Genomic DNA, 15,402 nt, shown 5'->3' with positions numbered 1-15,402 from the left:
TGAACGGCGATCTTCTGCCACCATTATCACCATGTGATCGCTCCTTCGTTATGATGGGATTATCGATTTCCAGGTTGTCCGATGCCCAATCCTCCCTACCGTTCGACCTTAGAGCAATTGATGCAGCAGGCTGGTATTGCCGACCTGGAAACCTTGCAGCAAGCTTCTGGATTGTCGGCTTGGCAGTTGAGCCGTATTCAATATGGGCTATTGCCTAAAATGTCGGTCGAGACCCTAGTGCAGTTAGCGAAGGCTCTTAATTTACCGCTTGCCGTTGTTTTAAATCATCTTTCCAGAGAACCCTTAGTCCCCACGCTTCCCGATCGCCAGGCAGAAATTGAACGTCTGACGGCGGACTATGAACGGTTAGAAATGCAACTTCTGGAGCAAAGAGAAAATGTCAAGGAAGAGTTGCAACAGGAAGTCCTGAGAATCCTAGAACCCTGGTTATTACAATGGCCCACTGCGGCTGCGGCTGCCCAGAAAAACCCCCAATGGCCCGCCGTTAAGTTACTCCCTCTAGTGCGACCCTTGGCAAATTTGTTGAAACAGTGGCAGGTAGAAGCGATCGCAGTTGTTGGGGAAACCGTTCTTTTCGATCCTCAATGGCATCAATTAATGGAAAGTGAATTGCCGAGTGAGCCAGGCACCCCGATGATTGTCCGTTACGTGGGTTATCGTCAGGGCAAAAAACTCCTCTATCGCGCTAAAGTAAGTCCCATTGCGGTTACAACTATTTCGACCGTTGAGCCAGTCACCACTGCTTCTTCGTCATCCCCAACCCCATGACCGAACTGCGAATTATTGCCACTAAACCTTTTTCTGAACATCGTCACTTGCCGCGAGGGTTGCGTCAATCCCTCAGCATTTTTCAACAGCCTCACTATCTGGCAAATTTAGTGCAGTGCTTTTTAGGAATTTTGGGCGATCGAACGGGTCAAACCTTGGTCATTGGGGGAGATGGCCAGATGATGACCCAGGAACTGCTCCAAATTGTGCTCAAAATTGCGGCGGCTAGTGGGCTGAGTCGCATTATTATTGGTAGCCAGGGTGTTCTTTCCCCGTCGATACTTTCCTATTTGATTGGCCATTATCAGGCGATCGGCGGAATACTGCTCTCTTCTCGACAGTTAGAGAATGAACGAGAGATCCAATTAGATTACTACGAGAAAAACGGTAGAATTGCCTCTTCGCATATACTGGAGGCCCTACAAGAACGGAGCCAAATTATTCAGAACTATCAGTTGTTGGATATACCGGATCTTAACTTCAATCGAGCGATGGTGGTCAGCCTAGAAAATTTGACCTTAGAAGTGATTAATTCTGCGGCGATTTATAGCAAATTGTTAGCCTCACTGTTTGATTTAGATGCGATTCAGGATTATTTACTCCCACAAAACTACCGCATTGCAGTTAAATGCTTTGATCCCGTTAACTATGCCTATGGTCAATTGCTATTAGAAAAAAACCTAGGATTACCGATTGGCACTGTCTCCTTTGAAACCTTTCCTCCTCTCTTAGATACCCTAGAAGCCCGTATTAATCTCCCCAGGGGCAATCATCCTCCCTCCTTGACGGCGGTTTTAACCCAACATCGCTATGGTATTTTTGGCAAGGAACGTGGGGTCACAGCCAGTGATAGTTTAGCCATTTTAGTCGCCCATACGGCTTTAATTCCAGCTTATCGAGGTCAAGAGATTACCGTGGCGCGATCGCCCTTTGCTAGTGTTGCCGTCGATCATGTTTGCGCCCGTTTAGCCTTTCCTTGTTACGAAAGCTCCGATCAATGGGAGTTTCTGAGTGAGAGTCTAGAAAGTCCAGGTATCACCTTAGCGGGTAATGAGCAGGGAGAGTTAGGGGCCAATTTTAGTCGAGAACGGGATGGACTTTGGGCCCTCCTTTTTTGGCTGAATATCATTGCTCTCCGTCAGCAATCCGTAGAAACGATTCTCCAATCCCATTGGTTAAAGTACGGACGCAATTACCATCTCTGTCAAACCTATAGAGACATCGACCTAGAGATTCTTTATCCTTTCTGGGAATCTCTGCAAAATCAAGATTTTCGAGAACAAGCCAATGGACATCATGAGATTGTCTATAGTTACCCTCTCAAATACTATGACCAGAGACAATTTCAGACCATTGAACAGGGAGGCTACTGTCTGGGCTTAACCGATGGTTCTCGAATTATTTTTAAATTTGAGCAAGATCTGAATTCCCAAAATACTGGCAATTTACAAATCTATTTGGAAAGTTACGAACCGAATGCCTTGGCTCAGTCCCTAACAGCCCGTTCGGCCTTGGCCCCCCTGCTCGCTTGGGTAGAGTCTTTGTCCTGGGTACAAAATCTTAACAAAGCGTTGTTAAATACTGCCCCGATCAGAAAAACACGATAGGATAGACAGGAAAATCGCTGTGAGGAATAAACGATGGTAGATGTCAAAATAATCCTGATCGTACTGACAGGAATTTTTATTGTTTCCGCGCTCTTTTTTGGCACGAAAAACGGGTTCTATGATACTGATAATTATGATGGCAATGGTTCCGCCCATTAATTATGCCTCAGCGTCGTTTCTCGGCCCCTTCAAAATCACTACTATCCTGTTTTTCCTATGCGGTGGGTCACGGAAAAGAAGGGGTGTGTCTATTAGTGCGCCTAGGCCCCTATCGCATTTTGTTGGATTGTGGACTTCCAGATATTACAGATTTACAAACTGATGGTACATCGCCAGCCGACGTAGTAGTTTGTAGTCATGCTCATGGCGATCATGTGAGGGGACTGTACGCGCTTCATCAAACTTTTCCCACTTTGCCCATCTATGCCAGTGAAGTGACGACCCAGTTGTTGCCGCTCCATTGGCCTAATCGCAATGTTAGTTCCGATTTTTGTCAGCCCCTACCCTGGCGCAGTTCCCTACCGCTCTTTGAAAATCTTTCTCTAGAGTTAATTCCGGCGGGTCATCTGCCTGGGGCCAGCCTGATTCTTTTAACCTATCAATTACCGAATCGTACCTATAAGGTGCTTTATACGGGAGATTTTTCCCTTTCTAATCTCCAACTGGTAGAAGGGCTTTCCCTAGAGAATTTGCGAGGCTTGGCTCCTGATGTTTTGATTGTGGAAAGTAGCTACGGAACTCGCCGTCATCCCCATCGACGACAACAGGAAAAACGGTTGATGGAACAAATTAATGAGGCCTTACAACGGGGACGGAATGTTTTGTTGCCAGTTCCGCCGTTGGGTTTGGGTCAAGAGATTTTGAAGTTACTCCGATCGCACCATCAATTTACCGGACAGGATCTCGATATTTGGGTCGGTGGTAGTTTGCAACAAGCTTGCGATCGCTATCTGGAGCTTTTACCGCAATTTCCCCTGGCCGTTCAGAATTTTGCTAAACATCAACCTCTCTTTTGGGATGAACGAGTTTGTCCCCGCTTGCGACCCTTAACCTTCAAACAGGAGCAGACCGCAACCGATAAGCCCTATATTGTCCTCACCGATCAGTGGGAGACTTTTTGGCAAAGTGAGGATTGGCAAAGGGGAGTCTGGACAGTTCTATTACCTGAATTTCCCACCGAAGAAAGTCTGCCGGATTTTAATAACCTGGCGGCTCAACCCAGCCCAAGGGTGGCAATCGAAACCTATTTGTTAGCGGAACACAGCGACGGACGCAATACAACACAATTCATTCACAATGTCCGCCCCCAACACATTGTTTTTGTGCATGGTTCTGCCCCCGATATTGGTGATCTGACGGCCTTAGAAGAACTGCAAAATCGGTATCAACTCCATTCTCCCTCGGCCGGTGTTCTGGTCGATTTACCTATCGGCGATCGCTTTTTACAACCGCCTTCTCCCACTCCCACCGTTTATGAAGGTGAAGTGAATGAGTTAGATTCCAGCAGTGGTGAATTGGCCCCTAGTATTACGATTACCCTCAGCGATCGCCTCACCGAAGATCCGCGTTGGCAGACCTTTGCGAATACCGGCTTAGTTGAAGGACGTTGGCAGGGAGAAGAATTAGTCTTGCGGGGCATCAGTCAACGGGAACTCTTAAAACAACACCAAGAGTCCAAACCTCAGGAAGATTTAGATTGTTGTAGTAATTGTCGCTACTATCGCCATCAACGTTGTTGGAATACCGTTTCTCCCTTGGCCGGTTTTCGTGTCACCCCGGAAGGATATTGCCCTGTTTACGAATCCTGGGAATCGGTTTAAAACGAATTTAAAACTAAATAGGGCTTGCTGAAAAAGTCAAAAAACGAAAGAAATGTGGGTTAGGGAAGTATGGACTGAAAAAGCATAGATAACTTATCCTTATGGAAACAAATCAAAATACAGATTTTGTTTAATCTATTGTTCCTTTCTGTCTAAAAAGGTCAACACAAATCACTCCTCACAAAAGAGAGGAAAATTAACACCATTTTTCACAAGAAAAACGACTCTACAACTTTTTACTTTTTGTCTTCTGAAGTAGAGTAGAAAGATTCATTACCAAAAAGTTCATCGCAATTACCGTTTCCGAGGTCTCAGGTAGTTTGGCCATCACTCGACCAAGACTAAATTTCCTCTTTCCCTGTCCGAATTTACCCTCAATGGCATTACGCACTCTTTCATCTGAGCGTGCCTCTTTCTTTTTTTCTTTGCTCACCTCTTTCGGCGGTCTTCCCAATCGGGGACCACTCATTCTTATATCCCTTTCTTTACAATAAGCTCGATTCGCTTTTGTTCGATAGATTTTATCCACATGAACCGATTCCGGATAACATCCTGTTTCCCTTTTATATTCTTCTATTCGCGCTTGTAAATCTCCCGATTCGTTGTAATTATCCCAACTTAATTTGTCTAAGAAGACAAAGCCATTCACATTACTTGCCGATATTTTAGCTCCAAACTCTACTGCTTTTCCCGCTTTTCCACGCACTATTGGACGCACGTGAGGTTGGCTTACACTCACAATTCTGTTTTCTACTTTATTTGTCTTTTTTTCATACATTTCTAACTGTTGCTCATACACTTTTCCTATCGTTACAAGCTCTTCTTGCTCTTTTTTCGTTAGTTTTTCTAACTTTGCTCCCTCTTCTATCATTTTTTCTATATGAGACAAGTTTCTTTTTATATATCCTAGTTGTTTTTTTGTTCCTTTTCTTCTTTCTTTTTTTGACACACGACGTTTTTTGCTATGGCTAAGTACTCTTTTCTTGCCACTTCCCTATAAGTCCTCGGCTTTTCTTTTCTTTCCTTTTCTCTTTTATTTCTTCATACAGCTTATCTATTATTTTTTCTGTTTTTTCTCTGGCATCATTCAATATTCCTATATCCGTTGGATATTTTATATCTGCTGGTGTACCTGACTTTTCCCGTTAAGTCCAAAATCCAGCAATGCAAACTTCTAGAGGCTTTATCTGGCAAGGGTTTGAGTAATGATTCTCTTGACAGGAAAAAAATATTCTGAAGCCATCATCCCGCTTATCGTTCAAATTTCAAAAACAAAGGATGAAGGGAGTATGAGACTGTAAAATGGAGAAAATCTTAAAGGGCAGGTCAAAAAATGTTGGAATGGTGGACAAAAAACTTTGCCAGTTGTGAATTGGGAGACGAGAGGCTAAACAATCGTGCCTTCTCGATTGGGAAAAAGTTAAGTGAGGGGTTTGGAAAAGCCTTATCAGAAGTGTTTAAGGGAGGAAACGAGTTAAAGAGGGCCTATGAATTTTTGGGAATCCGAAAACAGACTTTGTCAAGATAATAGAGCCGCACTGTGAAATGACAACTGCCGCCGTAGAAGAATATAAGATAATGCTATCAGTCGGAGATACGACCTTCTTAGATTATCGCAATATCAAGGAAAAAAGGGAAGGGTATGGGCCGACTGGAAAAGGAGGGAATGGATTAATACTGCATAGTGCTTTAGCAATTGAGCCAGAAAAAGGACAAGTATTAGGTTTATTATGGCAAAAACTGTGGAATAGGGAGGTAAAAGAAAAGCCCCCAACAGATGAAACGGCGAAGCAGAAAAAAGAAAGACAGAAAGAACAAAGAAAAGCAGCTCGTCAAAGACCATTTGAGGAAAAAGAATCCTACAAATGGGTAGAGGCTCTAAACACCTGTGAGAAACAGGTAGAAAGTTCAACGAGGGTAATTCATGTATTTGACAGAGAAGGAGATGTTTCAGAAGTCTTTGACTCAGTGCGTCAACTCAAGCATACAGGAGTGCTGGTCAGAGCGTCTCATAATCGTAGTTTAGACAAAAATAGTGAACGACTTTGGCAACATTTGGAATCAGAACCGATTCGTTTTCATCAAGAAATCGAGATTCCGAGTACAGGAAAAAGAAAAGCACGGAAGGTTAAGCTTGCCGTCCGATTTTGCTCAGTTAATCTACGAACTCCCTATCGTTTTGATAATCGTGACCCGTTGAATGTCTATGCTGTTTATGCGACAGAAATCGATTGTCCCGAAGGCGAAACTCCTTTATCTTGGATGCTTCTGACTACAGAAGTTGTTGAGACTATTGAGATGGCTGTCACTATTCTTCGTTGGTACACCTACCGATGGCGGGTTGAAGAATTTCATAAAGTCCTTAAGTCTGGTTGTCAGAGTGAGCGTTATCGACTTGCCTCTGATGGAATGAAAACTCTTTTGGGTTTTTTAAGTGTCATTGCTGTTGAACTTTTACACGTTACTTATCTTCATCGTACCCAGCCCGATGCTCTCGCGATTGAAATTCTTAATCCTCTTCAACTTCAGGTGTTAAAAGCAGCCGCCTCTCAAAAACTTCCCCCTATTTTGACTGTTGCTTGGGCTGTCGAGTCTGTTGCTTTTCTTGGTGGTTATCTTGAACATCGTCGTAAAACTCCTCTCGGTATCCAAGTCCTTTGGCGCGGTTGGTTGAAGTTGCATGACCTTTGCCAAGGCTGGCAGCTTGCAATCCGCACTTAACGGGAAAAGTCAGGCTGGTGTACAAGTCGCATCTAACAATAACTTTCCTTCATTTTCTTTTTTTTCTGACGCTACACCCGTCGCTTTTTTTCTATTTCTTTATTAATTTTATTTATTAATTCCATTCCTGTTTTTTTACGAAAATGAACCATCATTGACGCATTAAATGCTTCTTTGCTACTATAGCTTTCCATTCCTATAAAGTACTGTAAATAAGGGTTCTCTTTTATTTGTTCTACTGTTTCTCTGTCACTTTTTCCTGAAATTTCTTTGATAATTAATGCTCCTAATGCCATTCTAAATGATTTGGCTGGGGCTCCTTTTTTTTCTGTGAAGTTTTTTGCATATTCTTCCTCATATTCTTCCCAAAGAATCATTTTTGACATTTCTATCCAACGATTTTCTTCGTCTAACTGCCCGCCGAACAGATTTTTCAAGTTTTCTGGTGTTTCAATTGAGTACTGTTGCTTTCGGTACATCTGCTTTCTCTCTTCTTAATGCAATGGTTTTGAGGCATTCTACCCTATTTTCGTGCATTCTAGCGGTTCTTAATTCGCCTACTATTTTTCTCCGTAAAGGTTTCAGCTTTTTTCAGCAAGCCCTAAATACTAAATTAAGAGAACGAAAAAAAGAGAACTACAGTCGTCGCTAAGCTGTTACGAATTTAAATGGCATAATGATTTTGCTGAAAGTCTTGTAACAAGGGGCTTAAGCCCCTTGCCTATATGCGTTTTAGATAGTGAACAGCTTATGCGGATGAGATTATTTCCTCAATCGCTCTAAAAGCGTTGCTATAAAAGGATTATAAGCTATAAACAACTTACACTAGTGGTCTGTCAATTTTCTATTTGTGGATAAAGACGCTTGAGACGGATACGAGCCTCAGCCGTCGTGAATTGCCAATCTACCGACTTTTGGGAATGATTGCGCTGAGTGTACCAAGCCGTTGTTTCTTGCTCTAAAGTTTCCCGATCTGGAATTCGACGAGCTAGGCATTGCCGAGTCATTGCGGACAGCTCGTTTTCAGCAATATTAAGCCAACTGCCATGTTTTGGGGTATGGTGAATTTCCAACCGTTCGACTAGACGACGAGCCGTGGAAGGCTCAAATGCTTCATATAGTGAGGCAAGTTTGTGAGTATTTAGCTGATCACATACTAAAATGACTTTGTCGTTATCAGCATAGTCGTTATCGAGTAAATTCTTAATTTCTGTTGCCCAGTCAACCGATGTTCTACGTTCACTGACAACTGTCTTTCGCCACCCAGACAAGGGTTCTGTAAACATAAAGATATTGGCTGTTCCATTGCGTTCATATTCGTAATCATGCGCCTCTGGCTGTCCAGGTTTGGCTGGTAGAGGAAGGCGGGTTTCTTTGACCAATTGTATAGGTTGCTCATCCATGCAAATCACTGGACAATTGGGGTCATAGGGTCGGTGATAAATTTCTAGAACATCTTCCATGTTAGACACAAATTCGGCACTCTTTTCTGGTGGAATCACGTACATCTGTCGCAGATGAGGTTTTAGTTCGTTTTTTTTAACACTTGACGCACGGTTTCGTGACTAATTGCTGGCACAATTTCTAACTCGACCGCCTTGTCGGCTAGTAACCTCAATGTCCAACGGGCTTGACCAGCAGGCGGTTCTCCACAACGTAAGGCGATTAGTTTTGCTTCTACCTCTCCATCAATAATCGGTTGACGAGGCGGCGTTTTGCGGGGCTTGCGGCTTAATGCTGACTCCACACCTTCATTGACCAATCGCTCCCTGAGATTGGCGACTGTGTTACGGTGACAACTAAAGGCGGCGGCAGCTTCCTCATCCGTCCATCCTTGTCCATTCACATCAATGTTTAACAGAATATTGGCGTGCTTAATTTTGTAAGCCGCTCCTTTGCCGATGGATACCAAATCTTTTAGGGTCTGACGTTCTTCTTGACTTGGGTGCGACCTTTAGTTGATAAAAGCTGTTGTAATCAGGGTTCTACAGGGAACCCATATTGATCAAGTTTTGCCCAAAATTGACTCCATCGTTCCTTGGTCAATACCAAAGCTCGTAGGCTCAAAATAATTCCTGCTCCTTTTTCCTTCCATCGCATCCCTGAACAACATAATCGTTGTTTGACCAACGTCTTACAAGCTGCTTCCGTAACACCTGAACCAATCGGATACTTTTTCTCTATGTATTCAGCATAATCCATTTGATGCTGATGATTCTCGTAATAAGTAATCGCCGCTTGTAGTTTCTCGGTAAGATTCTTAGAATGACTTTTTTCTTCTTTGACTTCTTTCATCAGATTTAGCAGTTCTCCTGCTTTTCCTTTTTCATGCTTGAGTTCTCGACAATTTTCAGTCAACCATTCTTTTTGTTTTGACACGGTATTCGGATGCAACGCTTCTGCCAAGGCACCTAAGTAACCAGAGGCATGATAGAAATCTAATATCTGTTCTTCCGTTTGCTTTTCTAAAAACTTCCAATTTGATTCTGCCCCGTCTGCTATCCCGACCAATGTTGCCTCTGGATAACGGTTTTTCGCTCGCTCAATTTCTCTTTCTAATCTTTCTAGAAAACTCTTTTTTCCATACTCTGGTGCCGCACCTAGATAGATTGTAGGTTGACGTTCGCCTTCACTATCGTATAGGGAAACGGTTCCCACCATTGCTTCACGGTAGCCATCCTCACACATCAGCATACAGGTTCCATCTAATGGGTGCGACCTTTAGTTGATAAAAGCTGTTGTAATCAGGGTTCTACAGGGAACCCATATTGATCAAGTTTTGCCCAAAATTGACTCCATCGTTCCTTGGTCAATACCAAAGCTCGTAGGCTCAAAATAATTCCTGCTCCTTTTTCCTTCCATCGCATCCCTGAACAACATAATCGTTGTTTGACCAACGTCTTACAAGCTGCTTCCGTAACACCTGAACCAATCGGATACTTTTTCTCTATGTATTCAGCATAATCCATTTGATGCTGATGATTCTCGTAATAAGTAATCGCCGCTTGTAGTTTCTCGGTAAGATTCTTAGAATGACTTTTTTCTTCTTTGACTTCTTTCATCAGATTTAGCAGTTCTCCTGCTTTTCCTTTTTCATGCTTGAGTTCTCGACAATTTTCAGTCAACCATTCTTTTTGTTTTGACACGGTATTCGGATGCAACGCTTCTGCCAAGGCACCTAAGTAACCAGAGGCATGATAGAAATCTAATATCTGTTCTTCCGTTTGCTTTTCTAAAAACTTCCAATTTGATTCTGCCCCGTCTGCTATCCCGACCAATGTTGCCTCTGGATAACGGTTTTTCGCTCGCTCAATTTCTCTTTCTAATCTTTCTAGAAAACTCTTTTTTCCATACTCTGGTGCCGCACCTAGATAGATTGTATGTTGACGTTCGCCTTCACTATCGTATAGGGAAACGGTTCCCACCATTGCTTCACGGTAGCCATCCTCACACATCAGCATACAGGTTCCATCTAATCCTATTCCCACTGTTGCAATTTGGCTATCCTCCTTGGGCGGGGCATAACTCCACGCTTCTTCTTTTGCCTGTACCACACTTCCTACTGCTTCACTCAATCTTTGGATATAGGATAGCGCTACTTTTCTACCATGATTTTCTAATAAATCATTTTTCACCTCTTTGCCTGCCATCCCTGACATTTTTGAGGATACCTGTTTTGCCAATAATGGCGTTGATGTTATGATTATCCTTGCTTCTCTTTCTAAGGGGCAATACGTTTTTCCTCAAAGGTGAACGCTGATATACATGACGATTCACTATAACCTCACCATAAGGTGTTTGATATTCTTTCGGTTGCTCTCCCTTACTCTTCCAGATTTCTTCACCGATTTTTAAGGGTGAACCATCTGTATCTAAATATTTCAAGGCTTCTTTGCTGGCGATGCAACCTACTTCGTTTAAGCCTTTTTGAATATTTATTTCTGTATCCAACATTGAACGACTTAGTTCTAATGTTAGTTCTATTTTTATCTTTGAACCCTCTACATTAATTAGTTTTGCTGTCATCATTGTTTCCTCTTTGTCACTTTTCATCCCATGTTAACACTTTTCTTTTCCTTCATCAACTAAAGGTCACACCCCTTGACTTAATCGGACAATATAGGTCTTGAGCATGGTTACTTATTACGATATCTGTTGAGGTAATGAATAGCCTCTCCATTTTCCCTCAAATTCACAATCTTTAGCTTGACAGACCACTAGAGACCCATCAATCTTCTCTTCTTAATCTTACCTTTACCCATAAATGTTATTTGTACAGATATTATCAGTGAATGATTTGATAATTTCAGTTAATTTTATGACTATCTCTCGCAGTTCTAAGCAATTTTCCCGTCAATCTGTTGCACTACTCTCAGCCCTGGCCCTGACACTCAGTTTGGCTGCCTGTGGTGGTCAGTCAGAGAATACAGCTACTCCTGGCGGAGAGATGGATAAGGCGGGTGCTATTAAAGTTGATTTCAAAGGTAATGTCGCTTTAACTGGGGCTGGAGCCTCCTTTCCCGCACCGTTATATCAAAATTGGTTTGTACAATTAAATCAAGCCGTTCCCCAACTTCAAGTTAACTATCAGTCCGTGGGTAGTGGGGCTGGCGTTGAACAGTTTACGAAAGGGACGGTGGATTTTGGGGCCAGTGATGTGGCCATGAAGGATGAAGAAATTGCCAAGGTCAGCAAAGGGGTACTGATGTTGCCGATGACCGCCGGTAGTATTGTTTTGGGCTATAACTTACCCGGAGTAGAGGGATTAAAACTTTCTCAAGCCAACCAAGCTGATATTTTCCTCGGCAAAATTACCAAGTGGAATGATCCTAAATTAGTCAAGGACAATCCTGATCTGAAATTACCGGATAGTCCGATTACAGTAGTTCATCGTTCCGATGGCAGTGGTACAACAGGCGTTTTTACCAAATATCTGGATGCGATCAGTCCCGAATGGAAAAAGAGCATTGGTTCAGGCAAAAGTGTACAGTGGCCCACTGCCAAGGGTAAGTTTATCGGCAGCAAGGGGAATGAAGGGGTGACAGCATCGATTCAACAAAACCAAGGTGCGATCGGTTATGTGGAGTATGGCTATGCTAAAAATAACAACTTGACCATGGCCAGTCTGCAAAATAAAGCTGGACAATTTATAGAACCCAATGAAGAGAGTGCGGCTGATACCTTAGCTTCGGCGACTCTTCCCCCCGATTTACGGTTATTTATTACCAATCCTGATGGCGAAAAATCCTATCCGATTGTCACCTATACCTGGATTTTGGCTTACAAAAAATATGATGATCCTGAAAAAGCCAAAGCGATGGAAGTGATGATTCAATATGGGTTAACGGAGGGACAAAAACAAAGTAGTGCTTTAGGCTATGTTCCTCTCCCCGCAACCGTAGTTGAGCAGGTTGCTAAAGCAGCAGATGTCATTAGTCCTGATTTTCAAATCACCATCAAGTAGTTAGTCAATGCTTAGGAGGAAATTTTGTTTTTTACCCTTTCCTCCTCTCTTAATTTCTCCAGTTAATATTGTTATGGCTTCCTCTAATCCGCCGATCACTGCTCCTTTAAAATCCCGTTCTGAAACCGAAAAACTGCTCGAAAAAATTTTTCGGATGGCAACCCTGGCCTTTGCGGTAGGCATTGGTTTAATTTTATTCATTATTGCGATCGTTGTTTTTTTTGAATCGATTCCTGCCATGCAGCAAAGTGGCCTAGGCTTTTTGTTTGAAAGTCAGTGGGATCCCGTTAGAAATGTCTATGGTGCTTTACCCGTTATCTATGGAACCTTAGTCAGTGCGGCTTTATCTTTATTGATTGCGGTACCGTTAGGTTTGGGAACGGCAATTTTTTTAAGTGAGGATTTTATTCCCCTCAATATTCGGACAGTGCTGGTTTTTTTAGTGGAATTATTGGCGGCTATTCCCAGCGTTGTTTATGGACTCTGGGGGATTTTTGTGTTGATTCCCTTGATTAAACCTTTAGGTTTTTGGTTACACGAAAATTTTGGATGGTTGCCTATTTTCAATACGGCTCCTGCCGGGCCAGGAATGTTACCTGCCGGTATGGTTCTCAGTATTATGATTCTGCCGATTATTACGGCGATCGCCCGTGATTCTTTAGCTTCGCTTCCCCCTGAGTTAAGACAAGCTTCTTTAGGGTTAGGCGCAACCCGTTGGGAAACCATTTTTCGGGTTTTGGTTCCGGCTGCTTTTTCCGGTATTGTGGGCGGTATTATGTTGGCTTTGGGTCGGGCAATGGGAGAAACCATGGCCGTGACCATGATTATCGGGAACTCCAATAAATTAAGTATTTCTTTACTTAATCCTGCTAATACGATCGCCTCTCTACTGGCCAATCAATTTGCAGAAGCATCGGGACTACAGGTATCAGCCTTAATGTATGCCGGATTGGTGCTAATGGTTTTAACCTTAGTTGTTAATGTACTGGCGGAATTAATTGTTAATAAAGTGAAAGCTAAATATTCCTAAATATTTCACCGGATTTTGATTAAACTCCATCTAACTCGAAACCCATCATTTTTGATCGCTCATTTATCCCTCTCAATTTCCCTTAAAAAGCTCAAAATCTATCAGTTTGTCGATCCCCCTAAATCCCCCTTAAAAAGGGGGACTTGTCCCCGGAATATGTCTAAAAAAACTTTAGTTTCCAAATTAAGGATGTGGTTTAAGTTACTGCAAGCTTATTAACAATCAGTTCACTTTGTATTTTCCTCATTTTTGCCCATGAATCCTTCAAACCTGAAAAGACAAAAGTTTAGTCCTCGAACCCTGTTTGGCTTAATCATGACCGGGATTGCAGGAGCCTGTATTATCATTACCCTGATTCCCCTGTTTGCAGTTCTGACTTATGTGGCAGTTCAAGGTCTAAGCCATATTAATCTTAATTTGTTCACCAAACTACCGCCGCCCCCAGGATTAGCCGGTGGGGGGATTGCTAATGCTATTCTTGGCACGTTGATTGTGGTGGGATTGGCCACCTTAATTGCTGTTCCCTTTGGGGTTTTAGCGGCGGTCTATCTTTCGGAGTTTAGTAATAATAATCAGGTGGCTCGTTGGGTACGTTTTGCGACCAATATTCTGAGCGGTGTGCCTTCCATTATTGCCGGAATTTTTGCCTTTGGTCTGTTAGTGGCGACGGGCATTGTCGGCTTTTCAGCGATCGCCGGTGGGGTTGCTCTGGCAGTGTTAATGTTGCCCACTATTGTACGAACAACCGATGAAGCTCTCCAAATTGTTCCCCAGGAGATTCGCTGGGCGGCCCTAGGAGTCGGAGCCTACAATTACCAAACCGTTTTATTTATTGTCTTACCGGCAGCTTTACCTTCGATTCTCACGGGAGTCACCTTGGCGATCGCCCGTGCGGCGGGGGAAACCGCACCCTTAATTTTTACCGCCCTTTTTTCTAATTTCTGGCCGAATGGGATCAGAGAACCGATCGCCACTTTGTCGGTATTGGTGTACAACTTTGCCACTGTTCCTTTTAAACCCCAGCAGGAACTCGCCTGGGCTGGCTCTCTAATCCTTGTTTTTCTCGTCCTCATTACCAGTGTTTCGGCTCGATTAGCCACCCGTCGTAAAGTCTATTAAGACTAGCTAAGTTTTGAATTTTTTGTTCACCCCCTTTAAGAGTGCTTATGTCCTCAGAAAACGATCAAACAACAACAGTACTTCAGGTACAAAACACGGACATTTACTATGGTTCCTATCGAGCCGTTCGTGATGTTTCCCTAGCGATTCCCAAAAATCAAATCACTGCTTTTATTGGGCCATCGGGCTGTGGAAAAAGTACGATTTTGCGCTGTTTTAACCGTCTTAATGATTTGGTTCACGGCTTTCGGGCCACAGGAAAAATCACCTATCATGGTCAGGATTTATACGACCCTACGATTGATCCCGTAGAAGTTCGTAAACATATTGGCATGGTTTTCCAAAAGCCGAATCCTTTTCCTAAAACTATTTTTGATAACGTGGCCTATGGGGCCAGGGTCAATAAATTTGCGGGGGATTTAGCCGAGTTAGTGGAAAAATCCTTGCGTCGAGCCGCACTCTGGGATGAGGTTAAAGATAAATTACAGGCCAGTGGTTTTTCCCTCTCCGGTGGTCAACAACAACGACTTTGCATTGCTAGGGCGATCGCCATGCAACCCGAAGTATTATTAATGGATGAACCTTGTTCAGCATTAGATCCCATTTCTACCTTGAAAGTCGAGGAATTAATGAACGAACTGAAGGAAAAATACACCATTATTATTGTCACCCATAATATGCAGCAGGCTACCAGGGTCGCTGATATGACAGCTTTTTATAATGCAGTAGCAACGGATCGCGGTAACAAAGTAGGCTATTTAGTTGAGTTTAATAAAACTGAATTTATTTTTAGCAATCCCCAGGAACAAGAAACCAAAGATTATGTGAGTGGACGCTTTGGTTAAAGGGAAA

The 15,402-nt window shown here is 43.0% G+C and carries 11 protein-coding genes and 3 pseudogenes; 9 read left to right on the top strand and 5 right to left on the bottom strand.

Annotated features, from left to right (window positions below; translation table 11 throughout):
* Positions 1-81: 81 nt before the first annotated feature.
* From KA717_23625 to KA717_23615, 3 genes are all read left to right on the top strand, one after another.
* Positions 82-789, top strand: a complete 708-nt coding sequence (locus KA717_23625; protein ID UXE58967.1) for a helix-turn-helix domain-containing protein — start codon at positions 82-84, stop codon at positions 787-789.
* Positions 786-2,396, top strand: coding sequence for a hypothetical protein (locus KA717_23620; protein ID UXE58966.1), 1,611 nt, complete (start codon positions 786-788; stop codon positions 2,394-2,396). Before KA717_23625 ends, KA717_23620 begins: the two co-directional genes overlap by 4 nt.
* A gap of 242 nt (positions 2,397-2,638) precedes the next feature.
* Complete coding sequence (locus tag KA717_23615; protein UXE58965.1) at positions 2,639-4,216, top strand: MBL fold metallo-hydrolase; 1,578 nt, start codon at positions 2,639-2,641, stop codon at positions 4,214-4,216.
* A 226-nt stretch (positions 4,217-4,442) separates the two neighbouring features.
* On the opposite strand, the pseudogene KA717_23610 reads toward KA717_23615, so the two are convergent.
* A pseudogene (locus tag KA717_23610) lies at positions 4,443-5,343 on the bottom strand (IS5 family transposase).
* A gap of 206 nt (positions 5,344-5,549) precedes the next feature.
* On the opposite strand from KA717_23610, the gene KA717_23605 reads away from it, so the two are divergent.
* Both KA717_23605 and KA717_23600 read left to right on the top strand, forming a co-directional pair.
* Entirely contained in the window at positions 5,550-5,744 is a 195-nt protein-coding gene (locus tag KA717_23605; GenBank protein UXE58964.1) for a transposase, read from the top strand.
* A 17-nt stretch (positions 5,745-5,761) separates the two neighbouring features.
* Entirely contained in the window at positions 5,762-6,937 is a 1,176-nt protein-coding gene (locus KA717_23600) for an IS4 family transposase (protein ID UXE58963.1), read from the top strand.
* Between the two features lie 74 nt (positions 6,938-7,011).
* Here the strand turns inward: KA717_23600 and KA717_23595 are convergent.
* The 4 genes and pseudogenes from KA717_23595 to KA717_23580 form a co-directional block, all read right to left on the bottom strand.
* Positions 7,012-7,416: pseudogene (locus KA717_23595) on the bottom strand (transposase).
* A gap of 357 nt (positions 7,417-7,773) precedes the next feature.
* Positions 7,774-8,849 (bottom strand): IS630 family transposase gene (locus KA717_23590; protein UXE58962.1). Its coding sequence is split into 2 segments (ribosomal slippage): positions 7,774-8,486 and positions 8,486-8,849, totalling 1,077 coding nucleotides; the frame shifts between segments, so codons are not numbered across the junction.
* A 65-nt stretch (positions 8,850-8,914) separates the two neighbouring features.
* Positions 8,915-9,631, bottom strand: coding sequence for a hypothetical protein (locus tag KA717_23585; GenBank protein ID UXE58961.1), 717 nt, complete (start codon positions 9,629-9,631; stop codon positions 8,915-8,917).
* Positions 9,632-9,681: 50 nt separating this feature from the next.
* Positions 9,682-10,963 (bottom strand): annotated as a pseudogene (locus KA717_23580) (ISKra4 family transposase).
* A 262-nt stretch (positions 10,964-11,225) separates the two neighbouring features.
* Between KA717_23580 and pstS the strand changes: the two are divergent.
* The 4 genes from pstS to pstB all read left to right on the top strand — a co-directional run bounded on the left by pstS (position 11,226) and on the right by pstB (position 15,395).
* Positions 11,226-12,401 carry a phosphate ABC transporter substrate-binding protein PstS gene (pstS, locus tag KA717_23575; GenBank protein ID UXE58960.1) on the top strand — a complete coding sequence of 392 codons (1,176 nt, stop codon included), beginning with the start codon at positions 11,226-11,228 and terminating at the stop codon, positions 12,399-12,401.
* A 73-nt stretch (positions 12,402-12,474) separates the two neighbouring features.
* Complete coding sequence (gene pstC / locus KA717_23570; GenBank protein UXE58959.1) at positions 12,475-13,431, top strand: phosphate ABC transporter permease subunit PstC; 957 nt, start codon at positions 12,475-12,477, stop codon at positions 13,429-13,431.
* Positions 13,432-13,746: 315 nt separating this feature from the next.
* On the top strand, positions 13,747-14,550 hold the full coding sequence (gene pstA, locus KA717_23565; protein UXE58958.1) for a phosphate ABC transporter permease PstA: 804 nt from the start codon (positions 13,747-13,749) through the stop codon (positions 14,548-14,550).
* A gap of 47 nt (positions 14,551-14,597) precedes the next feature.
* Positions 14,598-15,395, top strand: coding sequence for a phosphate ABC transporter ATP-binding protein PstB (pstB, locus tag KA717_23560; protein ID UXE58957.1), 798 nt, complete (start codon positions 14,598-14,600; stop codon positions 15,393-15,395).
* Positions 15,396-15,402 lie beyond the last annotated feature (7 nt).

The organism is Woronichinia naegeliana WA131 (assembly GCA_025370055.1).
GTDB classification, from domain to species: domain Bacteria; phylum Cyanobacteriota; class Cyanobacteriia; order Cyanobacteriales; family Microcystaceae; genus Woronichinia; species Woronichinia naegeliana.
Note: the sequence above shows the minus strand (reverse complement) of the source record. Positions and strands in the feature narration are given on the sequence as shown.